Source organism: Bradyrhizobium sp. AUGA SZCCT0431 (assembly GCF_018131065.1).
Taxonomy (GTDB): Bacteria; Pseudomonadota; Alphaproteobacteria; order Rhizobiales; family Xanthobacteraceae; genus Bradyrhizobium.
Genome location: NZ_JAFCLR010000017.1, coordinates 126,428 through 150,148 on the forward strand (window position 1 = coordinate 126,428; position 23,721 = coordinate 150,148).

Here is a 23,721-nt window from a genome sequence, read left to right on the forward strand (position 1 = left end):
TTACCAAAACCTGCGCACGCGGAGACACCCCCACCCCAACCCTCCCCCGCAAGCGGGAGAGGGGGCAGAGCCTGCCGAGCGGACAGGCTGTTCGACGTAACGCGACTTTGACGATGTGCAAGCGAGGATCGCGCCGCGGCGACGGTCGATTCCCTCTCCCGCTTGCGGGGGAGGGCCAGGGTGGGGGCTCTCTCCCCGGATTCGATGCAAATGATCATCACGACTTCTTCTCACCCTTCAAGATTTCGGCGACCTGCGGGATGTCCTTGTCGCCGCGGCCCGAGAGATTGACGACCATCAGATGATCCCTGGGCCGTTTCGGCGCGAGCTCCACAACCTTGGCGATGGCGTGTGCCGATTCCAGCGCCGGGATGATGCCTTCCAGCCGCGACAGCAATTGGAACGCGGCGAGCGCCTCGTCGTCGGTGGCGCTGAGATAGGTGACCCGGCCGTTTTCATAGAGCCAGGAATGCTCCGGCCCGATGCCGGGATAATCCAGTCCCGCCGAGATCGAATGCGCGTCCTGGATCTGGCCGTCATCGTCCATCAACAGATAAGTGCGGTTGCCATGCAGCACGCCGGCCCGGCCGCCCGCGATCGAAGCCGCATGCAGCTGGGTCAGGCCATGGCCCGCCGCCTCGACACCGAAAATCTCGACCGAGGGATCGTCGAGGAAGGGATGAAACAGCCCCATCGCATTGGAACCGCCGCCGATGCAGGCGACCAGCGAATCCGGCAGCCGGCCCTCGGCCTCCTGCATCTGCTCGCGGGTCTCGTCACCGATCACGCACTGGAAGTCGCGCACCATCATCGGATAGGGATGCGGCCCCGCGATCGTGCCGATGCAGTAGAAGGTGTTGTGCACGTTGGTGACCCAGTCGCGCAGCGCCTCGTTCATCGCGTCCTTCAGCGTGCGCGTCCCTGATTGAACCGGGATCACCTTGGCGCCCAGCATCTCCATGCGGAACACGTTGGGCGCCTGACGTGCGACGTCGACCGCGCCCATATAGACGATGCATTCCAGCCCGAACCGCGCACACAGCGTCGCGGTGGCGACGCCGTGCTGGCCGGCGCCGGTCTCGGCAATGATGCGCTTCTTGCCCATCCGGCGCGCGACCATGATCTGGCCGAGCACGTTGTTGACCTTGTGCGAGCCGGTGTGGTTGAGCTCCTCGCGCTTGAAATAGACTTTTGCGCCGCCAAGATGCTCGGTCAGGCGCTCGGCGAAGTACAGCGGCGACGGCCGGCCGACATAGTGCTTGAGAAAGCCCTTCATTTCCGCAGCGAACGACGGATCGGCCTTGGCCGCGACGTAGGCCTTCTCCAGATCCAGGATCAGCGGCATCAGCGTTTCGGCGACAAAACGTCCGCCGAAATTACCAAAATGCCCGCGCTCGTCGGGGCCGGTGCGGAAGGAGTTTGGCAAGGAGTTCGGCTGACCTGGATTCATCGGACCATCAATTCTTCGGTGGCGCGCGCGGCGCGGATAAAATCGCGGATCATGTCGGGATCCTTGACGCCGGGCGAACACTCGACGCCCGAGGACACATCGACGCCGCCCGCACGGGTGACGCGAACGGCCTCGGCGATGTTGGAGGCGTTGAGCCCGCCCGAAACCATGAATGGCAGCTCGAGGTCGAGCGTTTCCAGCAGGCGCCAGTCGAACACGGCCCCTAACCCGCCCGGGCGGGTGGCGTCTTTTGGCGCACGGGCGTCGAACAGGATGCGGTCGGCGACCGCAGCATAGCCCGCAAGCGGCACGAGATCGGCCGCGGTCTCGACCGGAAGCGCCTTCATCAGCGGCAGACCGAATTTCGCCTTGATGTCGCGCAGCCGCGCGGTGGTTTCCTTGCCATGTAGTTGCAGGATGTCCGGCCGCAGGGTCTCGACGATATTCTCGAGCGTCGCGTCGTCGGCATCGACCGTGAGCGCGACCTTGACGGCGCGGCCCTTGGCCTGCTTGCCGAGCTCGCGAGCGGTCTCGAGGCTGACATGCCGCGGCGACGGGGGGAAGAACACGAACCCGACCATGTCAGCGCCAGCCCCGAGCGCGACGTCGAGCGTCTCGCGCGTGGACAGGCCGCAAATCTTGACGAGCAGGGACATGGTCTCTCGGGCGCGGCTTTCAAGCCGCCAAGTGCGGGTTGGAACGGAGCTGTTTGGGCGGGTTCTACAACGTCGCGCCCTGCTTGTCTCGCCCGGTGGCCCCGTAAATGCCGCGCGGCGCCGGTGCTGCAAGCTGCGGCACGCCGCCCCGGGAGACCGCCGCCGCGGCGCGCAGATCGGCTATTTCCGACCGCGCCCGCCGGGCCTCAGCCTCGTGCTGGCGTGCGGCGCGGCGCCAGCGGCGCTGGCGGAACCAGGTCGCCGAGCCGCCCGCCGCGACCCCCAAAATCGCGACCGCAATGATCACGACGAACAGCGGCATCGACACCGCGACCGACGGATTGACGGAATTGAACGGATCGAACGACACCGTCACCGAATGACGGTTGGCGACCGCAAAGACGATGAAGATGACGCCTAAGGGAATGACGACCAGCGCCGAGAAGAATTTTCGCATGACCATCTCTCGCAGTGCGGACTCTCGAAGCAGCTGACATCGGCGGGCACGCGTCCGCAGCACGGCACCCGATCGTCAGAACCCGGTGGGGTCTTTTACTTGACGCGTTTTCGTTACGCGAACCGGGGTCCACTTCGCTTGAAAACGCTATGGTTACGCGCCGGCCTCGGGCGCACCGCCCTCGCGATTCAGCCGCTCGCGCATTTCCTTGCCCGTCTTGAAAAACGGGACGCTCTTCTGATCGACCGGCACATGCGCGCCGGTGCGTGGATTGCGCCCTGCGCGGGCTGGACGATGCTTGACCGAGAAAGCGCCGAAACCGCGGAGCTCGACACGGTCGCCGCGCGCCAGGGCAGCGACGATCTCATCGAGAATCGCGTTCACAATGTTCTCCACATCCCGCTGATAAAGATGCGGGTTGTGCTCGGCGATGCGCTGAACAAGTTCGGATTTGATCATCGAGACTGGGGTCCACTGTCGTGCGGACTTCCATTTCCGTGAAAATGCCTTGAACTGTCAAGACGCTAAATCAATTTTGGGCCACGCGAAATGACGTGACAAATGGACCGGAAAGGGGTTGTCGCAACACCCGCAATGCGGGAGGACCGCGCCAAACCTCGCCTGGGCGGCTTCAATTGGAGGCCGCAGGCCGCCACAGTGCCAGCATACCGTCCAGTGCCAGCTGGTCGACGGCTCCTGTGACGCCGGCCTGCTCGATCTGACGCGCGATCGCGCTCAGGCCGAGCGCATCGAAGCTGACGGACGCGACTGCGCGCAGGAAAGTCATGTCGCCGAACCGCGGGGTCAGCTTGAAATCGCGCACCGGCAGATCGCTCTTGATCTTCTTCTCGGCGACCAGCCATGCCACCGCGGTTTTCTCGTCACCGAGCTGATCGACCAGCTTCAGCTCGACCGCCTGGCGGCCGGTGAACACGCGTCCGTCCGCGACTTTGTCGAGCAACGCCTCGTCCATGCCGCGCCGCGCCTTCACGAGGCCGCGGAACCAGGCGTAAGAGTCCTTCACCAGCGCGTCGAGCGCCGCCCGCGCCTCCGGGCTGGTTGGCTCAAAGCCGTTGGGCGCCGCCTTGAGCGGCGAGGATTTCACTTCCTCGACCTTGACGCCGACGGTCTTCATCAGCTCGGTGAAATTCGGAAATTGAAAGAGCACGCCGATCGAGCCGACCAATGAGCTCTGCTGGGCGATGATGTGATCGGCCGCAAGCGCCCCGATGTAACCGCCCGAGGCGGCCAGCCCCTCAACCACCACGACCAGCGGCTTCTTGGCCTTCAGCCGCACCAGCGCATCGTAGAGCTGCTCGGAGCCGGCAGTCGTGCCGCCCGGCGAATTGATGTGCACGATGACGGCGGCGGCCGACGATTTCTCCAGCCGCTCCAGCGCCTCGACGCGTTGCTGATCGCTGCGAATGAGGCCCTCGATATTGACGCGGGCAATCGAGCCGGACACCGACAGCGACGAGCGGCCGGCGGGTGTCGCGAGCACACCGACGGCAACGACCGCGGCAAGCACGACCACGGCCGCCACCAGGCGCCAGAAAGTCAGCTTGCGGCGTATCCTGCGGCGATCGACGATCACGTCCGAATCGAGCGACATCGAAGTTCTCCTGAGGTCAGCAGCGCGTTTTGCCTTCGCAGCGTCACCAGCACGTTATCCAATTACATCAATTGCGATGCAATATGAAGAAAACAAGGCCCGTTTGTCGTCCCGGCCTAGTGCGCAATTGCGCACGGGGGCCGGGACCCATACCGCGTGATTTATCGAGATGGCAGGCTGGCAGATACCTTCCGCAAAACTTCAGACGGTGGCTATGGGTCCCGGCCTTCGCCGGGACGACAACATGAAAAAAGACCCCGGTCGAAACCGGGGCCTGGTCTTTGCGAACAGGGAAGCTCTGCTTACTTGTCGCGGTTCTTGAGCGCGGTGCCGAGAATGTCGCCCAGCGTCGCTCCCGAATCGGAGGAACCGTACTGCGCGATGGCTTCCTTCTCTTCGGCAACTTCCAGCGCCTTGATCGAGACCTGGACCTTGCGGGCCTTCTTGTCGAACTGGATCACGCGGGCATCGACCTTCTCGCCGACGGCGAAACGCTCGGCGCGCTGATCGTTGCGGTCGCGGGCGAGTTCCGACCGCTTGATGAAGGTGGAGAAATCGGTCCCCGAGATCTTCACCTCGATGCCGGCTTCCTTCACTTCGAGCACCTCGCAGGTCACGACCGCGCCCTTCTTGACGTCGCCAGGCTCTGCGAAGGGGTCGCCTTCGAGCTGCTTGACGCCGAGCGAGATGCGCTCCTTTTCGACATCGACGTCGAGCACCACGGCCTTGACCATGTCGCCCTTCTTGAAGTTGTCGATCACCTGCTCGCCCGGAAGCTTCCAGTCGAGGTCGGAGAGATGGACCATGCCGTCGACGTCGCCGTCGAGACCGAGGAACAGACCGAACTCGGTCTTGTTCTTGACCTCGCCTTCGACGGTCGCACCGACCGGGAACTTCTCGACGAAGACCTCCCAGGGGTTGCGCATGGTCTGCTTGAGGCCGAGCGAGATGCGGCGCTTGACCGAATCCACCTCGAGAACCTGCACTTCGACTTCCTGCGAGGTCGAAACGATCTTGCCGGGGTGCATGTTCTTCTTGGTCCACGACATTTCCGATACGTGGATCAGGCCTTCGATGCCCGGCTCCAGTTCGACGAACGCGCCGTAGTCGGTGATGTTGGTGACGCGGCCGGTGAAGCGTGCGTTCAGCGGGTACTTCGCCTCGATGCCCTGCCACGGATCGTCCAGCAGCTGCTTCATGCCGAGCGAGATACGGTGGGTCTCGTGGTTGATCTTGATGATCTTGACCTTGACGGTCTGGCCGATGGTGAGCACCTCGGTCGGGTGATTGACCCGGCGCCAGGCGATATCGGTGACGTGCAGCAGGCCGTCGATGCCGCCGAGATCAACGAACGCACCGTAATCGGTGATGTTCTTGACCACGCCGTCGATCACCTGGCCCTCTTCGAGGTTCTGCACCAGCTCCTGGCGCTGCTCGGCGCGGGTCTCTTCGAGAACCGTGCGGCGCGACACCACGATGTTGCCGCGGCGGCGATCCATCTTGAGGATCTGGAACGGCTGCGAATTGTTCATCAGCGGCGCGACGTCGCGGATCGGGCGGATATCGACCTGCGAACGCGGCAGGAAGGCCACCGCGCCGTCGAGATCGACGGTGAAGCCGCCCTTGACCTGGTTGAAGATGACGCCGTGAACCTTCTCGTTGTTGTTGAAGGCCTTCTCGAGCTTGCCCCAGCTCTCCTCGCGGCGCGCCTTGTCGCGCGACAGCACGGCTTCGCCGAGCGCATTCTCGATCCGGTCGAGGAACACCTCGACTTCGTCGCCAACCTTGAGTTCGCTGTCGCGGCCGGGTCCTGCGAACTCACGCAGCGCCACGCGGCCTTCGGTCTTCAGGCCGACGTCGATGACGGCCATGTCCTTTTCAATTGCAACTACCTTGCCCTTGATGACGGAGCTTTCCTGCAAATTGCCGCCGGCGAAGGACTCGTCCAGCATCGCAGCGAAATCGTCGCGGGTAGGATTATAAGAAGCAGCAGTCGAAGCCATTTGTTCTCCAGATGCGGGTATCGCCGGCCAGTCGGGTTAAGGGGCGTATCGCGCGTGAAGTGTCAGGGGTCCGCAAACCCTAACGACCGCCGTTTGCGGGAAATCGCAAATAGCGGGCCGGCAGCATGCCTGCACGTTCGATACGTTGATTTATCCGGAGCCTGAAACGAGCGTATCGACTTCAAGAACCTGGAGCGGGCTTTCCTCCAATGACGGCAGGGGTTCAAACCTCCTGCCGGCCCGCTCGGACAGCCCTGATCTCATCGATGGCGGCCCGGATGGCCGGTGATATAGCCCCAAGGGCTCTTTTCGGCAAGCGAAAATGCCCGATTTACGGGGCTTTAGGGCTGGCGGACGCCGGCCATGGGCCCATGTTTTCAACGCCTTGTTCACCGCATGACACAAAAGGTCCGCAGCGTCAGGCGAGATGGAACCCGACCTTAAGGGCCACCCCCGACGATGACACGGGTTCAAAAACAGGGGGAGTGCCACCATGAAGAGCCTGATCGCTCTGACCGCCATCGCCGCCTTTACCGTCGCTACGGCGGTTGCCGGCAAGCCGGCCTATTTTGCGACCGACAAGGCGATTGCCGCGGCCAAATCGAAGCCCGTGCTGATGGCCGAACAGCGATTGCCGTTCGACCGCGACCGCTCGAAGAACTGAACCGAAGACTTCACCGCCTGGCGCGGACAGCCTCGACGATCGCGATCGCGGCGCGAACGCCGCCTTCGATATCGAGATTGGAATTGTCCAGGACATGCGCGTCGGGGGCCGCCTTCAGAGGCGCCGCGGCCCGATTGCGGTCCCGCTCGTCGCGCTTGAGAATATCGGCCAGCACCAGCGCTTCATCCGCCGCTTCACCCCGTGCGAGCGCTTCCAGCGTGCGGCGGTGGGCCCGCACCTTTGGGTCGGCGACGACGAAAATCTTCACGTCGGCATTCGGGCAAATCACGGTGCCGATGTCGCGCCCGTCGAGCACCGCGCCGGGCGGATCGGCCGCGAACTGGCGCTGAAAACTGACCAGCGCTTCCCGCACCGTGGGAATGGCTGACACCACCGAAGCGGCATCGCCGATCCGCTGCGACTTCAGTTCGGGATGGCCGAAGTTTTCCGGATCGAGCGCCATCGCGGCGGCGACGGCGCGGGCTTCATCGGTGAGATCAAAACCCTGGTCCAGCAGCATTTTGGCCACGGCGCGATAGATCACGCCGGTGTCGAGGTGGCGATAGCCGTAGTGCTGCGCGAGCCGCTTGCCCAGCGTGCCCTTGCCCGAGGCGGCGGGTCCGTCGATGGCGATGATCATGAGCGCCATGTGCGACAGAGCGGCCATGGTGGTCAAGACCATGCGTCAGAGGTGATGGGGCCACCGCTCCGGGAAACGGCGGCCTCACCGCCAGAAAACCTGAATTCCGCGATGCGGACATAGGCGCGCCAGATGCGTCCAAATGTGCCTCGCCGCCGCCGCTGCCCGTCTCTATCCTGAGACCAGCCGGGGCATTCCATCTGCGAATCGCCCGATTCAAAAAAATGATAACGGCCGGAGGGATACGATGAGCACCATTTCACGACGTCAATTTATTGGCAGCGCCGCAGCAGCCTCGACGATCCCATTGATCGGGAGTTCGGCCCATGCGCAGACCGACTGGCCGACCAAGCCCATCAAGATCATCGCCGGCTATCCCGCCGGAGGTCAGACTGATCTGTTTGCGCGGACCTATGGCGAATATATCCGGGCCACCACGGGCCAGAATCTGGTGGTGGAAAACAAGGCGGGTGCCTCGGGATCGGTCGCGGCGGTTGAAGCCAAGCGCGCCGCGCCCGACGGCTACACGCTGATGTTCACGATCTCGACGACGATGATCATGAACCGCGTTCTGATCAAGGACATCGCTTACGACGCCGACAAGGATTTCACCCTCGTCTCGATCATGCCGGCAGGCAGCCTGCCGTTCGTGGCCGGCGAGAAGACGGGCGCCAAGACTCTCGCCGAATTTGTCGCCTACGCGAAGAAGGCCGAGAAGATCAACATCGGCACCTATGGCGCAGGGTCATACGCGCACATGGCGGTCGCCGAAATGAACAAGCAATACGGTCTCAAGATGGAAGCGGTGCACTACCGCGGCGAAGCGCCAATGTGGACCGATCTTGCCGGCGGATTTATCGATGGCGCCCACGGCAGCTACTCTGCGGCGTTGTCGGTGCTGCAGAGCGGCCGCGGCCGTGCGGTCGCCGTCTCGCGCAAGCGCATGTCGACATTGCCGGACGTTCCTTCCTTTGCAGAGCAGGGCACCACATCGCCCATCTTCAAGCTGACCGGCTTCCAGTGCTGCGCCGTGCCCATCGGGACGCCGCCGGAAATCGTTCAGAAGCTGTCAAAACTCCTCGTCGAGGGCGGCAAGACTGAAAAAGTACTGCAGCTGATGAAATCATTCGGCGTCGACGACACCGCGATGACCTTCGAGGAGACGCAGAAACTGTACAAGGAAGAAGCGCCCATCTGGCTCGAGGCAGTGACCAGCCTGGGGCTTGCGCCGTCCTGAACCGCGCGAGCCTCCGCCTTATGAAAACGCCGCCCCGAGCCCGCGCATCATCGGAATGAAATCCGGAAAGCTGGTGGCGATGAAGGTGGTGTCGTCGATCTTGACCGGCTTGTCGGCGGCAAGCCCCATCACCAGCGCCGACATCGCGATGCGATGATCCATGTGGGTGGCGACGAGGCCGCCGCCGGGCACATGGCCGCGGCCCTCGACGATCAGATCGTCGCCCGCGACCTCGACCTTGACGCCGTTGACGCGCAGCATGTCGGCGGTCGCCTCCAGCCGGTCGGATTCCTTGACGCGCAGCTCCTGCAGGCCGCGCATGATGGTGGTGCCTTCGGCAAACGAGGCCGCAACCGCGAGCACCAGATATTCGTCGATCATCGAGGGCGCGCGCTCCGGCGGCACTTCGACACCGCGCAGTTTTGAAGCCCGCACGCGCAAGGTGGCCATCGGCTCGCCGGCGTCGCCGCGCACGTCGCTCTCCTCGATCGAGGCGCCCATCTCGCGCAAGGTCGTGAGCAGGCCGGTGCGCAGTGGATTAGTCATGACGTCGGAGAAGACGATGTCGGAGCCCTCGACGATCAGCGCCGCGACGATCGGGAACGCTGCAGACGAGGGATCGGCGGGCACCACGACATCGGCGCCGTGCAACTCGGGCTGGCCGGTGAGCGCGATCTTGCGGCCATGGCTGCCTTCGTTGGTCGAGACGATCTGCGCGCCAAAATGCTTCAGCATCAGTTCCGTATGGTCGCGACTCGCCTCCTGCTCGATCACGGTCGTGACGCCGGGCGCAGCAAGGCCCGCCAAGAGAACCGCCGATTTGATCTGGGCCGAGGCCACCGGCGTCCGGTACAGGATCGGCACGGGATCGCGGGCGCCATGCAGCGTCAGCGGCAGGCGGCCGCCTTCCTTGGCCTCGCCGGTCCTGGCGCCCATCAATTCCAGGGGATCGAGGATCCGCCGCATCGGCCGCGAACGCAGCGAGGCGTCGCCGTCGAACACCGCCGAAATCGGACAGCCGGCCACCGCCCCCATCACCAGCCGGCAGCCGGTGCCGGAATTGCCGAAATCGAGCGGGTTTGCGGGTTGGGCGAAGCCCGCCACCCCGACGCCCCTCACTTGCCAGGCGAACGGGCCTGTTCGTTCGACCTTGGCGCCCAGCGCCTGCATCGATTTTGCCGTATTGAGCACGTCTTCGCCCTCAAGCAGGCCGGAAATCGTGGTCTGGCCGACCGAAAGCGCCCCCAGGATCAGGGCGCGGTGCGAAATCGACTTGTCGCCGGGAACACGGACTTTACCGGTCAGGGAACCGCTGGAGCGGGATTCCAGCGGGGTCGGGTGGGCTGCAAGCCGGTCTGAATGGGTCAAGATTGTGTCCTCTCGCGCAGGGCGGCAGGTATCACATAGGCAACACCGCGTCACGCGGCCGTCTCATGCGCGCAAACCGCTATTGACAGCGGGCTAGCAACTAGCCAAGTGAAGCACCGTTTTTCAGAAATTCCCAGGACTCCACACGTGGCCAAATCCGATCTCGGAACCAAACGCATTTGCCCGACGACGGGTAAGAAGTTCTATGACTTGAACAAGAGTCCGGTGATCTCGCCCTATACCGGTGAGGTCGTGCCGATTGCGCCGATAGCGCCGCCCCGGGCCGCCCGCGGTGATGCTGCACGCGCAGCTGCCGCAGCGAGCGCCGCTGCCGATGCGCCGGAACCGGCCGAGGCCGAGGAATTGGTCTCGCTCGAGGAGGCCGATGCCGAGGAGAACACCGGCAAGGTCAAGGCCGTCGTTCCCGAATCGGAAGACGACATCGAAATCGACGAGACCATCGAGGGCGACGAAGACGACGATTCGACCTTCATTCCCGACGAGGAAGAAGGCGATGAGGACGTCACCGACATCATTGGTGACGTCGGCGGCGACGAAGAGACTTGAGATCGGCCCTGAACTGTGGTTCAGGGTCATGCCCGCGCGTCGCCCAAGGCGCGCGGATCGGTTAAGGGGCCATAGCTCAGCTGGGAGAGCGCTTGCATGGCATGCAAGAGGTCGGCGGTTCGATCCCGCCTGGCTCCACCACGCTTCGCCCTTCGGGCTACGCGTGGCGCAGCCACGACGGAGCCTGAGGGGCGAAGCGTGGTGCCCGGCATAGCCCGATGGGCGACGACGGGCCGGACACCCACCGACATCTTCCAAAATTCATTCTCGGGGCTACGCGTGGCGCAGCCACGACGGAGCCTGAAGCGCGAAGCGTGGTGCCCGGCATAGCCCGAAGGGCGACGACGGGCTGGAGAGACAAACCGAGACCATCTACCATCCGGGCTCGCCGTTCGCGTGAGCACCCATGTGGTACGTCTACATCCTCCGCAGCATTGATTTTCCCGAGCAGGAATACATCGGCGCGACTTCCGATTTGAAACGGCGGCTACCCGAACACAACGCCGGCAAATCCGCCCACACCGCCAAGTTCAAGCCTTGGCAGTTGATCTGGTACTGCGCCTTTCCGAATAAACTTAAAGCACTGGAGTTCGAGAAATACCTCAAATCCCATTCCGGCCGCGCCTTCGCCAAGAAGCGTCTCTAACCCCCGCCCCCTACTCCCCCAATGCCGCATTCAGCTTGTCGCGCAGCGCGAGCAGTTCATTCTTCATCGCCACCAGTTCGCCCACCGAGCACGCCGAGCTCGCCAGGATACCCTGCGGCACCGCCCTGGCTTTTTCCCGAAGCGCCTGGCCTTTCGGCGTCAGTGCGATCAGGACCTGGCGCTCGTCCTCGGTGCTGCGTGTGCGCCGGATCAATTCGGCGGCCTCCATCCGCTTCAGGAGCGGGGTCAGGGTGCCGGAATCCAGGAACAGCTTCTCGCCGATGTCCTTGACGGGCACGCCGTCGCGCTCCCACAGCACCATCATCACGAGATATTGCGGATAGGTCAGCCCCAGTTTGTCGAGCAAGGGCTTGTAGACGCGATTGAAGGCATGCGCCGTGGAATACACCGCGAAACAGATCTGATTGCCGAGCAGCAGCGGATCGACCGCCGGTTTCCTAGCCATTTGCACCTCGCCAAGTGGGGACGCCCGTGATCATTTAGGGCCGCGGACGAGCCTAATCAATTGCATACAATTAAATTGCGGACCCCTTCATTTTTTCTATTGTGCACAATCTAATTGTGTGCAATATAACGGCCATCGAAACCAAACCCAAGGGAGACCAACATGTCCGTGAAAGTCCTCTACAAGACCACCGCAACGGCCACCGGCGGCCGCGACGGCACCGCCTCGACGGCTGACGGCGCCTTCAGCGTCAAGCTTGCGACCCCGAAGGAGCTCGGCGGCGGCGGTGGCGCCGGCAACAATCCCGAACAGCTGTTTGCGGCCGGCTATGCCGCCTGTTTCATCGGCGCGATGAAGGCGGTTGCAGCTCAGGGCGGCGGCGTGAAGGTGCCCGCGGACGCCTCCGTGACCTCCACCGTCGGCATCGGCCCGCGCTCGGAAGGCGGCTTTGGCCTTGATATCGACCTCGCCGTTTCCCTGCCCGGCCTTGCCCGCGCCGACGCCGAAGCACTGGTCCAGAAGGCCCACCAGGTTTGCCCGTATTCCAACGCCACCCGCGGCAATGTGGATGTGCGTCTGACCGTGGTGTAACGACCGCGTCGAACGGCCCGCTGCAACAAGCCGCGGGCCGTTTTCGCGCGCCTTCTGTCTCCGCATGCGCCTGTGCGCGCGCGGGCATTGCCGACGCGCCCGAAGACCGCTAGCTCAAGAATTCCATTGGTCTTACTTGAGCGAAGGTTTTTTCCATGAGTTCTCCGGCTCCCGGCGCAATGACGGGCCTGCGCGTGATCGATCTCACGCGCGTGCTCGGCGGCCCCTATTGCACGCAGATCCTCGCCGACCACGGCGCCGACGTGATCAAGGTCGAGCCGCCCGCCGGTGACGAGGTGCGCGACTGGGGCCCTCCGTTCCATGAGGAGGACGCGGCCTATTTCGTCGGCATCAACCGCAACAAGCGTTCGATCGGCCTCGACCTCGCCTCCGAGGGCGGCCGCGCCGTGTTGTTGAAGATGCTGGAGACCGCCGACGTCCTGATCGAGAATTTCAAGCCGGGCACGCTCGACAAATGGGGCATCGGCAACGACGTGCTGCGCGCGAAATTCCCAAAGCTCGTGCATTGCCGGATTTCCGGCTTTGGCGGCGACGGCCCGCGCGGCGGCAATCCCGGCTATGACGCGATCATCCAGGCCATGACCGGCATGATCGCTGCGACCGGTTCGCCGCAAAGCGGCCCGATGCGGATCGGCGTTCCGCTCGTCGACATCACCACCGGGCTTTATGCCGCGATCGGCATCCTGATGGCGCTGTCGGAGCGGCAGCGCTCGGGGCTCGGCCAATTCCTCGAGACCACGCTGTATGAAACCGGCCTCGCGATCATGCATCCGCACACCGCGAATTATTTCATGCATGGCAAGCCGCCGAATCTAACCGGCAACGAGCATCCCAATCTCGTGCCTTATGCGATCTTTCCGACCCGCACCGACAACATCTTCATCGGCGTCGGCAATGACGGCACCTTCCGCAAGCTCGCCAAGGAAATCGGCAAGCCGGAACTCGGCACCGATCCGCGCTTTGCCCGCAACAAGGACCGCATCGCCAACCGCGATGCGCTGCGCGCCGAACTCGCCGCGGTGTTCAGCCAGCACGATGCCGCGCCGCTGTGCGACCGCCTGCTCGCGGCTGGCCTGCCGGCCGGCCCGGTCCAGTCGATCGACCAGGCGCTGACCGCCGCCCACACGCTTCACCGCGGCGATGTCATCGAAAAGGACTGGTACAAGGGCGTCGCCTCGCCGATTCGCCTGGAGCGAACCAAACCGAGCCTGCGCCGGACCCCACCGAAATTCAGCCAGCACTCCGCCGAGGTACTGGGCGAGTTCGGCTACTCCAAGAGCGAGGTCGAGGCGATGGTCGCCAAGGGCGTGGTGTGCGGGTCGGAGCGGAAGCGGTAGCAACACTATTGTCGTCCCGGCGAACGCCGGGACCCATACCGCGTTGTCCCATCGGTGAACAAAGGTGGCTGATACCGCCCATCAAATCAGCGCCGCGGCGTATGGGTCCCGGATCGCGTTCGCTGCGCTCACTTGTCCGGGACGACGATAACTAACAAGCGGCCTCCGCCTATTTTCCGGCTTCCCTTGGCGCCCGCTTCCCCCATACGCTGCTTTCGCTTATACGGTCATTTGTACGTCATCCGGCGCTGTTATCGCGCGAAACGAAGATGACGACCCCAACCTGGAGGAATTACATGGCTTTTCGACAATTCGGCGCGGCCGCGACAGTAACTGTCGCGCTAGCGCTCGCCACGCCTGCCTACGCTGCGACCGAGCTGCAGTGGTGGCACGCGATGACCGGCGCCAACAACGACGTCGTCAACAAGCTCGCCGCGGACTTCAACGCCAGCCAATCGGACTATAAGGTGACGCCGTCCTTCAAAGGCAGCTATGCCGACACCATGAACGCCGGCATTGCCGCGTTCCGCGCCGGCACCGCACCGCATATCATGCAGGTGTTCGAGGTCGGCACGGCGACCATGATGAGCGCCACCGGCGCCATCAAGCCGGTCTATCAGCTGATGAAGGACGCCAACGAGCCGTTCGATCCCAAGGCCTACCTGCCAACCATCACGGGCTACTACTCGACCTCCAAGGGAGACATGCTGTCGTTTCCCTTCAACTCGTCATCGACGGTGATGTGGATCAACAATGATGAGCTGAAGAAGGCCGGCATCGCCGAGATCCCGAAAACCTGGCCGGAAGTGTTCGCCGCCGCCAAGAAACTGAAGGCGGCCGGTCATGAGACCTGCGGCTTTTCCAATGCCTGGGCGTCATGGGTCCATATCGAGCAATTTTCCGCCTGGCACAACGTGCCGATCGGCACCAAGGCAAACGGGCTCGACGGTTTCGACACCGAGCTGAAGTTCAACTCGCCGCTGCACGTCAAGCACCTGCAGAACCTGATCGACCTGCAGAAAGACAAAACCTACGATTATGCAGGCCGTGCCAACGGCGGCGAAGCCCGGTTCGCTTCGGGCGAGTGCGCGATTTTCCTGACGTCTTCGGGCTATTACGGGACCGCGAAAAGCACCGCCAAATTCGACTTCACCTCGGCGCCGATGCCCTATTATCCCGACGCCGCGGGCGCACCGCAGAACTCGATCATCGGCGGCGCTTCCCTGTGGGTGATGGGCGGCAAGAAGCCTGAAGAGTATAAGGGGGTCGCCAAGTTCTTCACCTTCCTGTCCGACACCAACCGTCAGGCCGACCTGCATCAGAAGTCCGGCTACCTGCCGATCACCAAGGCCGCCTATGAAAAAACCAAGGCGGATGGCTTCTACGAGAAGAACCCCGTTCTGCAGACGCCGCTGAAAGAACTCACCAACAAGGAGCCGACCGAGAATTCGCGCGGCCTGCGCTTCGGCAACATGGTGCAGATGCGCGAACTTTGGTCCGAGGAGATCGAGGCAGCCCTCGCGGGCAAGAAGACCGCGCAGGAAGCACTCGACGCGGCCGTGGCGCGCGGCAATGCCATGTTGCGGACGTTTGAAAAGACGGCCAAATAACGTGTAAATGGTATCGACGAAGACTCCCTCTCCGCTATCCGGAGAGGGAGCACCTCTGGCATCACAGCGTCCTGAATGGAAAAGTCCGTCGTCTTCAACAACAAGCTGTTGCCATACCTGCTGCTGGTGCCGCAGCTCATCATCACATTCGTATTCTTCTACTGGCCGGCGAGCCAGGCGGTCTTGCAATCGTTCAAGCGCGAGGACGCGTTTGGACTGACGTCCGAATTCGTCGGGCTGGAAAATTACCAGTCGCTGTTCGCCCAGCCTGAATATTACAAGTCGATGCTGACGACGCTGATCTTCTCGTCGCTGGTCGCGGCGTTGTCGCTGTCCATTGCGCTGTTGTTCGCAACCCAGGCCGACAAGAACCTCAAAGCCGCCGGCACCTACAAGACGCTGATGATCTGGCCCTATGCGGTGGCGCCCGCGGTCGCCGGCGTGCTGTGGATTTTCATGTTCCATCCCTCGCTCGGCACGCTGGCGCGCCCGCTGCGCTGGATGAATTTCGACTGGAATCCGCTGCTCAACGGCAACCACGCCATGACCCTGGTGGTGATGGCCGCGGTGTGGAAGCAGATCTCCTACAATTTCCTGTTCTTCCTGGCCGGCCTGCAATCGATCCCCAAGAGCGTGCTGGAAGCCGGCGCGATCGACGGTGCGGGCCCGATGCGGCGGTTCTGGACCATCGTATTCCCGCTGCTGTCGCCGACCACGTTCTTCCTCCTGGTCGTCAATGTCGTCTACGTCTTCTTCGACACCTTCGGCATCATCGATGCGGTCACCGGTGGCGGCCCGGCCGGCGCCACCACCACGATGGTCTACAAGGTCTATGCCGACGGACGCCTGGGAGGTGATCTCGGCGGCTCGGCCGCGCAGTCGGTGGTGCTGATGGTGATCGTGATCGCGCTGACCGCGGTCCAGTTCAAATATGTCGAGCGCAAGGTGCAATACTGATGGTCGAGCATCGCCCGCTCAGCGACATCATCGCCTACGCGATCCTGACGCTCGGCGTCTTCATCGTCGCCTTTCCGGTCTATCTGGCGCTGATCGCATCCACCCATGACGCCGCGACCGTGGTCGGCGGCAGCATGCCGCTGACGCCCGGCAGCCAGGCACTGGAAAACTACTACCGCGCCATATTCGTCGGCGGCTCGCGGACCAGCCGCGAGCCGGTCGGCCACATGCTGATCAATTCATTCATCTCGGCGCTCGGCATCGCGATCGGCAAGATCTTCATCTCGATCCTGTCGGCCTACGCCGTGGTGTATTTCCGCTTTCCGTTCCGCAAGACCGCGTTCTGGATCATCTTCGTCACGCTGATGCTGCCGGTCGAGGTGCGCATCTATCCGACCTACAAGGTGGTCGCCGACCTGAAGATGCTCGATACCTATGCCGGACTCATCCTGCCCCTGATTGCTTCCGCCACGGGAACGCTGCTGTTCCGGCAGTTCTTCATGACCGTCCCCGAGGAATTGCTGGAGGCGTCGCGGATCGACGGCGCGGGTCCGTTCCGCTTCTTCTGGGATACGCTGCTGCCGCTGTCGGTGACGACCATCGCGGCCCTGTTCGTGATCCAGTTCATCTATGGCTGGAATCAGTATCTGTGGCCGCTTCTGATCACCACGCAGGATTCGATGCAGACCATCGTCACCGGCATCAAGAAGATGCTGTACACGACCGACGAGCTGGCCGAATGGCAGCTGGCGATGGCGACCGCCATCCTCGCGATGCTGCCGCCGGTCGCGGTGGTCGTGTTCATGCAGCGCCTGTTCGTGCGCGGACTGGTCGAGACGGAAAAGTGAAATGGCCAACGTAACCCTACGCGACGTCCGCAAGACCTATGCCGGTGGCTTCGAAGCCATCAAGGGCATCGATTTCGACGTCGGCGATGGCGAGTTCTGCGTGCTGGTCGGCCCCTCCGGTTGCGGCAAGTCCACGCTGCTGCGGATGGTCGCAGGGCTCGAGACGATAACCGGCGGCGAGATCGATATTGGCGGTCGTATCGTCAACCAGGTCGAGCCGGCCGACCGCGACATCGCGATGGTGTTCCAGAACTACGCGCTCTATCCGCATATGAGTGTCTACAACAACATGGCCTACGGCCTGCGCAACCGGCGTATGCCGGAGCCCGAGATCGACACCAGGGTGCAGGAAGCCGCTCGCATTCTCGAACTCAGCACCATGCTCGATCGCAAGCCGAAGCAGCTTTCCGGCGGCCAGCGACAGCGCGTGGCGATGGGGCGCGCGATCGTGCGGCAACCGAAAGTGTTTCTGTTCGACGAGCCGCTGTCGAACCTCGACGCCAAGCTGCGCATCGCGATGCGGGTCGAAATCCGCAAACTGCAGCGCCGCCTCTCCACCACGGCGATTTACGTCACCCACGACCAGCTCGAGGCGATGACGCTCGCCGACATCCTGGTGGTGATGAATGCCGGCCAGGTCGAACAGATCGGCAATCCGCTCGACATCTACCAGAAGCCCGCGACCACCTTCGTCGCCTCCTTCATCGGCGCGCCGCCGATGAACCTGATGCCGCTGCGATCCGATGAACTCAAATCGCAGCTGGCCGGCGACAGCCGCCTCAACGAGGCCGGCATCCTCGGAATCCGTCCCGAGGACTTCGTCATTTCAAATGAAGCCGTCGGCGGCGGTGTGGCACTTGGCCTCACCGTCGAGGCGATCGAGCGCGTCGGGGCCGAAACCTTCATCTACGGCACAAGGCAGAACGAGACGCAGGCCGTGGCTGCCAACCCCGGCGAGCTGCCGCCCGGCGAGGTGATCGTGCGAATTCCCGGCGCCATCGGCCCTGCCATCGGCGAGCGAATCAGGGCGGTGGCGCCATCCGACAAACTGCATCTGTTTACCGCCGATGGCCGCAAGCGGCTCGGTTCCTGATCGCTGTCCCAGGGCGGCGCGAAGCGCTGAACCTCAGATGCGCAATTGCGCATCAGGGAAGCTCGAGATTCCGGGTTCACCCCGGAATGACGTGAAAACAGGGCCGCCGCGGCCGATTTACGCAGCGCCTGGAGCGGCTTGAACCCTCCCCAAATCACCCCCATATTGCTGTTTGACCGGTCAGCAAACCCGCCGGCCGGTCGAATGGGGTGCCGCAAGGGCCCCTCAAAGTCGCTTCGAGAGGACTTTGTAATGTCTCGTGTTCCATCGTTATCCAGTCCGTTCCTGCTTGGGTTCGACGAAATTGAGCGTGCGCTCGATCGCGTCGTCAAAGGCGCCGACGGCTATCCTCCCTACAACATCGAGCGCTGCGACCGCAGCAATGGGCAACCCGAACGCTTGCGCATCACGCTGGCGGTCGCCGGGTTTACCCGTGACCAACTCGATGTGACCATTGAGGAAAACCAGCTGGTGATCCGGGGCCGTCAGCAGGACGACAAGGCCCGGCAATACATCCATCGCGGCATCGCCGCGCGCCACTTCCAGCGCACCTTCGTGCTGGCGGAGGGGATGCATGTGCTGGGCGCGGATCTGAAAAACGGGCTGTTGTCGATCGACCTTGCCAGGCCGGAACCTGAAAGGGTCATTAAGACAATTGCTATCAATGAGCACGAATAATGGAACGAGGAGCGGACTCGACCGCTTAGTCTCATAGAGGAGTCGAGACCATGAGTGATGTGAGTGTGACGTTCGAAACTGAAAAGGTTTCCGTTGAGGCACTGGCCCATCTTGGTGAGGGCCATATCGCCTACGTAAAGCAAGTCCGTTCCGAGGACGTGCCCGGGCTGTTTCCGCAGGCGCCGAAGATCGCGCCAGGACTGAAACTGTTCGCGCTGCATGCCGCCGACGGTACCCCGATCATGCTGACCGACAGCCGCGAGGCGGCGGTCGCCAATGCATGGAGCAACGAATTGCAGGCCGTCAGCGTGCACTGACCCGGTCTACCGGTGTCAACTGATCCGACGCTTGTCGGTATCACTGACGCAGCGTTTGCTGTTGTCGCTGGCGCCGGCTTGGTAGCGGTCGCGTAGACCGCGATGAGAGTTCGCAATACGCGGGCATGTCCTCGGATCGGGGACGGCCCGCGTATTTTTTTGGCCGGCGCGCTTCGCAAGCGTCAGTTCGAGAATGAGGATGTTACGCCGCGCTTGCCGGCGGCAGCGCCAGTACCGAATAGATCGCCTGGGCGTCGCGCGAGGCGCGCAGTTTCTTGGCGACGTCCTGATCGCGCAGCAGGCGGGCAATCCGCGCCAGCGCCTTCAAATGATCGGCGCCGGCGCCTTCCGGTGCCAGCAGCAGGAATACCAGGTCGACCGGCTGGCCATCCATCGCTTCGAAATCGATCGGGCGTTCAAGCCGGGCGAAAAACCCGAACAGCTTTTCGAGCTTGGGCAGCTTGCCGTGCGGAATCGCAACGCCGTAGCCGACGGCGGTGGTCCCCAGTTTTTCGCGCTGCAGCAGCACTTCGAAGACCGCGCGCTCGTTCTGCCCGGTCAGGGTCGCCGCCCGCGCCGCAAGTTCCTGCAACGCCTGCTTTTTGCTGATGACTTTCAACGCGGGGAGTATCGCCTCGGGTGCGACCAGATCGGTAATCGTCATGGGGCGTTCCGAGGTGAATAAGCCGTCAGGGTGCGAAATAGGTTCGAGAACTTCAGCTTCAAGAATTGGGCGTCAAGAAGCTGAGGTGGGAGGCGGGCTTAGGCCCGGGTCCCGATTTGTCGGCTTCTACTCCAACGCATGACCGGTGCCAACTCCCACGGGCGAGTTCCCGCACGCTATCCTTAAAGGGCGGCGGACCATAGGGAGGGGCGCTTTGGGCGTCAATGCTGTCAGCCATAGTTGTCACGGGGTAACCGCCGGGGGATCGACCCACCCGACATTGCCGTCCGTGCGCCGGTAAATGATGTTCACCCGGCCGCTCGATCCGTGCTGAAACACGATGCAGGCAGCGCCGGTCAGATCGAGTTCCATGACAGCTTCGCTGACCGAAAGCCGCTTCAGCGACTTGGTCGCTTCGGCGATGATCACGGGGCTGTATTCGGTGACCTCGTCCTCGCCCTCCGGGGCCTCGATGACGTAGCTCGGCGCGTCGAGACCGGCGCCATTCAATTCGGCGATCGCCATGGATGCCGCGTAGGTCTTGCGGGCCGAGCGGTCCTTCAGCCGGCTCTTGTAGCGGCGCAGGCGCTTCTCGATCATCACCAGCGCCTGGTCGGCGCTGGCATAGGCGTCGGTGGCGTTCGAATCGGCTTCCAGCGTAATGCCGGAATCGAGGTGCAGCGAACAATCGGTACGGAAGCCGAAGCCATCCTTGCTCAGCGTGATGTGGCCGGAATAATTGCCGTCGAAATATTTTCGCAGGACCTCATCGGTGCGCTCGCTGACGCGCGAACGAAGCGCTTCGCCGACGCTGATGCTTTTCCCGGAGATTCGAAGGGTCATTTGATGCCTCGCTTGATGCCTCGTTCACTCTGTCGGGAAACCGACACTATCGCGATTTGACGCGAACGCAATCAGGCCGGCGCCGTATCACGGGACCGGTCGGAGGAAGTGGCCGGGGCTGAAAGTGCGTTACCGAGCATGCTTTGTTTGTCACGGCGGCGCTGCACCGAAGAAGGAATTCGCATCGCTTCGCGGTACTTCGCGACGGTGCGGCGGGCAATATCAATGCCCGACTCCCGCAATCGTTCCACGATCGTATCGTCGGAGAGGATCGCGGCCGGGGCTTCCGCGTCGATCAATTGCTTGATGTGGTGGCGGACCGCTTCGGCCGAATGGGCCTCGCCGCCGTCGGCCGAGGCGATCGAGGCGGTGAAGAAATACTTTAGTTCAAAGCTGCCGCGATTGGTCGCCATGTATTTGTTGGCGGTAACCCGTGACACCGTCGATTCATGCATCTGGATCGCGTCCGCCACCGCCTTGAGGTTCAGCGGCCGAAGATGCGCCACGCCATGGGTGAAGAAGCCGTCCTGCTGGCGCACGATTTCGGTCGCGACCTTCAGGATGGTGCGGGCGCGCTGATCGAGCGCGCGGACCAGCCACGTCGCGTTCTGCAGACAGTCGGTGAAGTAGGATTTGTCGCCGTCCTTGCGGATCGTCTTCGACAGCTCGGTGTAATAGACCTGATTGACCAGCACACGCGGCAACGTGTCGCTGTTGAGTTCGACATGCCAGCCGCCGTCCGGGCCCGGCCGCACATAGACATCCGGCACCATGGTCTGGGTGCGCGCCGAGCCGAACTTCAGGCCGGGCTTGGGATCGAGCCGGCGGATCTCGCCGATCATGTCGGTGATGTCCTCGTCGTCGACACCGCACAATTTGCGCAAAGACGCGATGTCGCGCTTGGCCAGCAAATCCAGATGTTCGACCAGCGCCTGCATCGCGGGATCGTAGCGATTGAGTTCGCGGAGCTGGATCGCGAGGCATTCGCTCAAATTGCGCGCGCAAACGCCGGGCGGGTCGAACTTCTGCAGCACCGCAAGAACCGCATCGACATCGGCTTGCGCGGCGCCGAGCCGTTCGGCGGCCTGCCCGAGGTCCTGCGGCAGGTAACCGGCATCGTCGACCAGATCGATCAGATATTGTCCGATCATGCGCTGCACCGGGCCGGGGAAAGCCACCGCCAGTTGCTCGGCGAGATGGCTGCCGAGGGTAATTTCGGCGGCGACAAAGGCCTCCAGATTGTAATCGTCGTCGTTCGACGCGCCGCCGCCCCATTCGGTGTAGGCGGTGGGCGCGGCATCCTGCGCCGCCCGGGCGGCCGCCTCGGCGGGCTCCTCGGAGAAGACGTTGTCGAGCGGGGTATCCAGCGTCTGCTCAATTTCTGTGCGGCTGCCGAGATCGCGGTTCAGCCAGTCTTCCTGACCGGCCTCGAACTGGCCGGGCTCAAAATTGTCGCCGGTGGAACCGGCCATCTCGCCCGGCTCGGCGCCGCCCTCGTCGCCATAGCTCTGGGAATCACTGGAATTGGAGAATTCAGCCTGTTCCGGGACCGGCTCGCCCCTGACCGGCGCTTCGGGACCGTCGTTGGCCCGTTCGAGCAGCGGGTTGCGCTCCAGCTCCTCCTCGACGAAGGCCGAGAGGTCGAGATTCGACAGCTGCAGCAGCTTGATCGCCTGCATCAGCTGCGGCGTCATGACCAGCGACTGCGACTGGCGGAATTCTAGTCTCTGCGTCAGTGCCATGGAGGCGAGAACCGTTCCACTAAAGTTGGTCCGATTCTTGCTTATCCTAGTCCAAAGCCGATGTACACGGCTTGACGTCTGCTAAAAAAGGGCTAGAGGCGGAATTCCTCGCCAAGGTAAAGACGGCGTACATCCGGATCGTTGACGATGTCGTCCGGACTGCCTTCAGTCAAGATTTCCCCGGCATAGACGATGTAGGCGCGGTCGGTCAGGCCGAGCGTTTCACGCACATTGTGGTCGGTGATCAAGACGCCGATGCCGCGATTGGTGAGGTGGCGCACCAGATCCTGAATGTCGCCGACCGCAATCGGATCGATGCCGGCGAACGGCTCGTCGAGCAGCATGTAGTTCGGACGCGTCGCCAGCGCGCGCGCGATCTCGACGCGGCGACGCTCGCCGCCGGACAGCGCGATCGACGGCGATTTACGCAAGCGCGCGATGTTGAATTCATCGAGCAGTGAATCGAGTTCGGCCTCGCGCTTCTTCCTCGAGGGTTCGACCACCTCGAGCACCGCGCGAATATTCTGTTCCACCGTGAGGCCGCGGAAGATTGACGCTTCCTGCGGCAGATAGCCGATGCCGAGCCGCGCGCGCTGATACATCGGCAGCTTCGTGACGTCATGGCCGTCGAGTTCGATGGCGCCGCGGTCGGCCTTGATCAGCCCGGTGATCATGTAGAACACCGTGGTCTTGCCGGCGCCGTTCGGCCCCAGCAAACCCACCGCCTCACCGCGGCGAACATAGATGCTGACGCCGCGCACGACCTTGCGGGTGCCAAAGCTTTTTTCCACGCTATGCACGGCCAGGTAGCCCGGCCGCTGGATCAGGCGGGGCGCAGCTGCGCCATTGGTCCTGGATTGGTTCTTGGGGGCCTGGGTTCTGGGGGCCTGCGCGCGCGGGCGCGGTTCCTCGTACGGCGGCTCCACCGCATGCTCCGGCGGCTGGGGCAATTCCAGTCCGGTCAGTGGGACGGCACGCGCCATCGGCGGCGCATCGCGCACCGGGTTCGTCAGCATGTCGCCAAAGGAATCGCCGAGCGCGGTGATGTCCTCGCGCGAACGCGCAAATCCTGCCGGCCCGCGTTTTGCGGGGCGTCGACGGAACATGCCGAGTAAATCCACCATCCCGCTTCGCTTAGCCTTTCACGGTGATCCCGCGACACCCGCCGGCGAATCGATCCGCCTGCAAAGCATGAATGAATGGATGTTCCCTGCCCAGTGGAACACCTTGCCGCGCCCGCCCAGTAGATACAGC

Annotated in this window: 25 protein-coding genes and 1 tRNA gene; 13 read left to right on the top strand and 13 right to left on the bottom strand. The window is 63.1% G+C overall.

Translation table 11 applies throughout. The features are described from left to right. Window positions 1–217 precede the first annotated feature (217 nt). From trpB to rpsA, 6 genes are all read right to left on the bottom strand, one after another. Window positions 218–1,450 (bottom strand): tryptophan synthase subunit beta, encoded by a 1,233-nt coding sequence (trpB, locus tag JQ567_RS18670; RefSeq protein WP_212440184.1) that lies wholly within the window; start codon window positions 1,448–1,450, stop codon window positions 218–220. Then, entirely contained in the window at window positions 1,447–2,106 is a 660-nt protein-coding gene (locus tag JQ567_RS18675; protein ID WP_212440185.1) for a phosphoribosylanthranilate isomerase, read from the bottom strand. The genes trpB and JQ567_RS18675 overlap by 4 nt, the downstream gene beginning before the upstream one ends. A 64-nt stretch (window positions 2,107–2,170) precedes the next feature. Continuing rightward, window positions 2,171–2,563 (bottom strand): lipopolysaccharide assembly protein LapA domain-containing protein, encoded by a 393-nt coding sequence (locus JQ567_RS18680; protein WP_212440186.1) that lies wholly within the window; start codon window positions 2,561–2,563, stop codon window positions 2,171–2,173. A 153-nt stretch (window positions 2,564–2,716) separates the two neighbouring features. Continuing rightward, entirely contained in the window at window positions 2,717–3,022 is a 306-nt protein-coding gene (locus JQ567_RS18685; protein ID WP_074820867.1) for an integration host factor subunit beta, read from the bottom strand. A gap of 172 nt (window positions 3,023–3,194) precedes the next feature. Beyond that, a complete protein-coding gene (gene sppA, locus JQ567_RS18690; protein ID WP_212440187.1) occupies window positions 3,195–4,175 on the bottom strand; it encodes a signal peptide peptidase SppA in 981 nt (326 codons plus the stop codon). A gap of 302 nt (window positions 4,176–4,477) precedes the next feature. After that, window positions 4,478–6,178, bottom strand: coding sequence for a 30S ribosomal protein S1 (rpsA, locus tag JQ567_RS18695; protein WP_192736228.1), 1,701 nt, complete (start codon window positions 6,176–6,178; stop codon window positions 4,478–4,480). Window positions 6,179–6,671: 493 nt separating this feature from the next. Here rpsA and JQ567_RS18700 point away from each other — a divergent pair, with 493 nt between their 5' ends. Beyond that, window positions 6,672–6,842: a hypothetical protein gene (locus JQ567_RS18700; protein WP_212440188.1), complete on the top strand. Its 171-nt coding sequence runs from the start codon at window positions 6,672–6,674 to the stop codon at window positions 6,840–6,842. 10 nt (window positions 6,843–6,852) lie between these two features. Here JQ567_RS18700 and cmk read toward each other — a convergent pair whose 3' ends face one another. Beyond that, the gene (gene cmk / locus JQ567_RS18705; protein ID WP_212440204.1) at window positions 6,853–7,482 is read right to left on the bottom strand and encodes a (d)CMP kinase; all 630 of its coding nucleotides are present in this window, start codon (window positions 7,480–7,482) and stop codon (window positions 6,853–6,855) included. Window positions 7,483–7,729: 247 nt separating this feature from the next. Here cmk and JQ567_RS18710 point away from each other — a divergent pair, with 247 nt between their 5' ends. Further along, on the top strand, window positions 7,730–8,719 hold the full coding sequence (locus JQ567_RS18710; protein WP_212440189.1) for a tripartite tricarboxylate transporter substrate binding protein: 990 nt from the start codon (window positions 7,730–7,732) through the stop codon (window positions 8,717–8,719). Window positions 8,720–8,737: 18 nt separating this feature from the next. On the opposite strand, the gene aroA is transcribed toward JQ567_RS18710, so the two are convergent. After that, window positions 8,738–10,087, bottom strand: coding sequence for a 3-phosphoshikimate 1-carboxyvinyltransferase (gene aroA, locus JQ567_RS18715; RefSeq protein ID WP_212440190.1), 1,350 nt, complete (start codon window positions 10,085–10,087; stop codon window positions 8,738–8,740). Between the two features lie 147 nt (window positions 10,088–10,234). Here aroA and JQ567_RS18720 point away from each other — a divergent pair, with 147 nt between their 5' ends. The 3 genes from JQ567_RS18720 (at window position 10,235) to JQ567_RS18730 (ending at window position 11,300) form a co-directional block, all read left to right on the top strand. After that, a complete protein-coding gene (locus JQ567_RS18720; RefSeq protein ID WP_192736224.1) occupies window positions 10,235–10,654 on the top strand; it encodes a TIGR02300 family protein in 420 nt (139 codons plus the stop codon). Window positions 10,655–10,719: 65 nt separating this feature from the next. After that, window positions 10,720–10,795, top strand: a tRNA-Ala gene (locus JQ567_RS18725). 265 nt (window positions 10,796–11,060) lie between these two features. Next, window positions 11,061–11,300: a GIY-YIG nuclease family protein gene (locus JQ567_RS18730; protein WP_212440191.1), complete on the top strand. Its 240-nt coding sequence runs from the start codon at window positions 11,061–11,063 to the stop codon at window positions 11,298–11,300. 10 nt (window positions 11,301–11,310) lie between these two features. Here the strand turns inward: JQ567_RS18730 and JQ567_RS18735 are convergent, their stop codons facing one another. Next, complete coding sequence (locus JQ567_RS18735; protein ID WP_212032002.1) at window positions 11,311–11,766, bottom strand: MarR family winged helix-turn-helix transcriptional regulator; 456 nt, start codon at window positions 11,764–11,766, stop codon at window positions 11,311–11,313. 162 nt (window positions 11,767–11,928) lie between these two features. Here JQ567_RS18735 and JQ567_RS18740 point away from each other — a divergent pair, with 162 nt between their 5' ends. From JQ567_RS18740 to JQ567_RS18775, 8 genes are all read left to right on the top strand, one after another. Continuing rightward, the gene (locus tag JQ567_RS18740) at window positions 11,929–12,357 is read left to right on the top strand and encodes an organic hydroperoxide resistance protein (protein WP_212032001.1); all 429 of its coding nucleotides are present in this window, start codon (window positions 11,929–11,931) and stop codon (window positions 12,355–12,357) included. 155 nt (window positions 12,358–12,512) lie between these two features. Next, window positions 12,513–13,715 (top strand): CaiB/BaiF CoA-transferase family protein, encoded by a 1,203-nt coding sequence (locus JQ567_RS18745; RefSeq protein ID WP_212440192.1) that lies wholly within the window; start codon window positions 12,513–12,515, stop codon window positions 13,713–13,715. Window positions 13,716–14,011: 296 nt separating this feature from the next. Next, complete coding sequence (gene ugpB, locus JQ567_RS18750; RefSeq protein WP_212440193.1) at window positions 14,012–15,325, top strand: sn-glycerol-3-phosphate ABC transporter substrate-binding protein UgpB; 1,314 nt, start codon at window positions 14,012–14,014, stop codon at window positions 15,323–15,325. Window positions 15,326–15,400: 75 nt separating this feature from the next. Beyond that, window positions 15,401–16,282: a sn-glycerol-3-phosphate ABC transporter permease UgpA gene (ugpA, locus tag JQ567_RS18755; RefSeq protein ID WP_212274530.1), complete on the top strand. Its 882-nt coding sequence runs from the start codon at window positions 15,401–15,403 to the stop codon at window positions 16,280–16,282. Continuing rightward, window positions 16,282–17,130: a sn-glycerol-3-phosphate ABC transporter permease UgpE gene (ugpE, locus tag JQ567_RS18760; protein ID WP_212440194.1), complete on the top strand. Its 849-nt coding sequence runs from the start codon at window positions 16,282–16,284 to the stop codon at window positions 17,128–17,130. Before ugpA ends, ugpE begins: the two co-directional genes overlap by 1 nt. A 1-nt stretch (window position 17,131) precedes the next feature. Further along, window positions 17,132–18,223: a sn-glycerol-3-phosphate import ATP-binding protein UgpC gene (locus JQ567_RS18765; RefSeq protein WP_212440195.1), complete on the top strand. Its 1,092-nt coding sequence runs from the start codon at window positions 17,132–17,134 to the stop codon at window positions 18,221–18,223. Between the two features lie 252 nt (window positions 18,224–18,475). After that, window positions 18,476–18,901, top strand: coding sequence for an Hsp20 family protein (locus JQ567_RS18770; protein WP_209845395.1), 426 nt, complete (start codon window positions 18,476–18,478; stop codon window positions 18,899–18,901). A gap of 50 nt (window positions 18,902–18,951) precedes the next feature. Further along, window positions 18,952–19,218: a DUF1150 domain-containing protein gene (locus JQ567_RS18775; RefSeq protein ID WP_192736215.1), complete on the top strand. Its 267-nt coding sequence runs from the start codon at window positions 18,952–18,954 to the stop codon at window positions 19,216–19,218. Window positions 19,219–19,420: 202 nt separating this feature from the next. On the opposite strand, the gene ptsN is transcribed toward JQ567_RS18775, so the two are convergent. From ptsN to lptB, 4 genes are all read right to left on the bottom strand, one after another. Continuing rightward, the gene (gene ptsN / locus JQ567_RS18780) at window positions 19,421–19,882 is read right to left on the bottom strand and encodes a PTS IIA-like nitrogen regulatory protein PtsN (RefSeq protein ID WP_192736214.1); all 462 of its coding nucleotides are present in this window, start codon (window positions 19,880–19,882) and stop codon (window positions 19,421–19,423) included. Window positions 19,883–20,125: 243 nt separating this feature from the next. Further along, window positions 20,126–20,725 carry a ribosome hibernation-promoting factor, HPF/YfiA family gene (hpf, locus tag JQ567_RS18785; protein WP_212440196.1) on the bottom strand — a complete coding sequence of 200 codons (600 nt, stop codon included), beginning with the start codon at window positions 20,723–20,725 and terminating at the stop codon, window positions 20,126–20,128. Window positions 20,726–20,796: 71 nt separating this feature from the next. Then, a complete protein-coding gene (rpoN, locus tag JQ567_RS18790; protein WP_212440197.1) occupies window positions 20,797–22,467 on the bottom strand; it encodes an RNA polymerase factor sigma-54 in 1,671 nt (556 codons plus the stop codon). 92 nt (window positions 22,468–22,559) lie between these two features. Continuing rightward, window positions 22,560–23,591, bottom strand: a complete 1,032-nt coding sequence (gene lptB, locus JQ567_RS18795; protein ID WP_212031994.1) for an LPS export ABC transporter ATP-binding protein — start codon at window positions 23,589–23,591, stop codon at window positions 22,560–22,562. Window positions 23,592–23,721: the final 130 nt, after the last annotated feature.

Coding starts and splice junctions, on each gene's coding strand:
- JQ567_RS18740 (WP_212032001.1), top strand. CDS start 11,929: ATGTCCGTGAAAGTCCTCTACAAGACCACCGCAACGGCCACCGGCGGC.
- JQ567_RS18765 (WP_212440195.1), top strand. CDS start 17,132: ATGGCCAACGTAACCCTACGCGACGTCCGCAAGACCTATGCCGGTGGC.
- JQ567_RS18745 (WP_212440192.1), top strand. CDS start 12,513: ATGAGTTCTCCGGCTCCCGGCGCAATGACGGGCCTGCGCGTGATCGAT.
- JQ567_RS18700 (WP_212440188.1), top strand. CDS start 6,672: ATGAAGAGCCTGATCGCTCTGACCGCCATCGCCGCCTTTACCGTCGCT.
- lptB (WP_212031994.1), bottom strand. CDS start 23,591: ATGGTGGATTTACTCGGCATGTTCCGTCGACGCCCCGCAAAACGCGGG.
- trpB (WP_212440184.1), bottom strand. CDS start 1,450: ATGAATCCAGGTCAGCCGAACTCCTTGCCAAACTCCTTCCGCACCGGC.
- JQ567_RS18710 (WP_212440189.1), top strand. CDS start 7,730: ATGAGCACCATTTCACGACGTCAATTTATTGGCAGCGCCGCAGCAGCC.
- JQ567_RS18730 (WP_212440191.1), top strand. CDS start 11,061: ATGTGGTACGTCTACATCCTCCGCAGCATTGATTTTCCCGAGCAGGAA.
- hpf (WP_212440196.1), bottom strand. CDS start 20,725: ATGACCCTTCGAATCTCCGGGAAAAGCATCAGCGTCGGCGAAGCGCTT.
- ugpA (WP_212274530.1), top strand. CDS start 15,401: ATGGAAAAGTCCGTCGTCTTCAACAACAAGCTGTTGCCATACCTGCTG.
- sppA (WP_212440187.1), bottom strand. CDS start 4,175: ATGTCGCTCGATTCGGACGTGATCGTCGATCGCCGCAGGATACGCCGC.
- JQ567_RS18735 (WP_212032002.1), bottom strand. CDS start 11,766: ATGGCTAGGAAACCGGCGGTCGATCCGCTGCTGCTCGGCAATCAGATC.
- JQ567_RS18775 (WP_192736215.1), top strand. CDS start 18,952: ATGAGTGATGTGAGTGTGACGTTCGAAACTGAAAAGGTTTCCGTTGAG.
- JQ567_RS18685 (WP_074820867.1), bottom strand. CDS start 3,022: ATGATCAAATCCGAACTTGTTCAGCGCATCGCCGAGCACAACCCGCAT.
- JQ567_RS18680 (WP_212440186.1), bottom strand. CDS start 2,563: ATGCGAAAATTCTTCTCGGCGCTGGTCGTCATTCCCTTAGGCGTCATC.
- rpsA (WP_192736228.1), bottom strand. CDS start 6,178: ATGGCTTCGACTGCTGCTTCTTATAATCCTACCCGCGACGATTTCGCT.
- ugpE (WP_212440194.1), top strand. CDS start 16,282: ATGGTCGAGCATCGCCCGCTCAGCGACATCATCGCCTACGCGATCCTG.
- ugpB (WP_212440193.1), top strand. CDS start 14,012: ATGGCTTTTCGACAATTCGGCGCGGCCGCGACAGTAACTGTCGCGCTA.
- cmk (WP_212440204.1), bottom strand. CDS start 7,482: ATGATCATCGCCATCGACGGACCCGCCGCCTCGGGCAAGGGCACGCTG.
- JQ567_RS18770 (WP_209845395.1), top strand. CDS start 18,476: ATGTCTCGTGTTCCATCGTTATCCAGTCCGTTCCTGCTTGGGTTCGAC.
- ptsN (WP_192736214.1), bottom strand. CDS start 19,882: ATGACGATTACCGATCTGGTCGCACCCGAGGCGATACTCCCCGCGTTG.
- JQ567_RS18675 (WP_212440185.1), bottom strand. CDS start 2,106: ATGTCCCTGCTCGTCAAGATTTGCGGCCTGTCCACGCGCGAGACGCTC.
- rpoN (WP_212440197.1), bottom strand. CDS start 22,467: ATGGCACTGACGCAGAGACTAGAATTCCGCCAGTCGCAGTCGCTGGTC.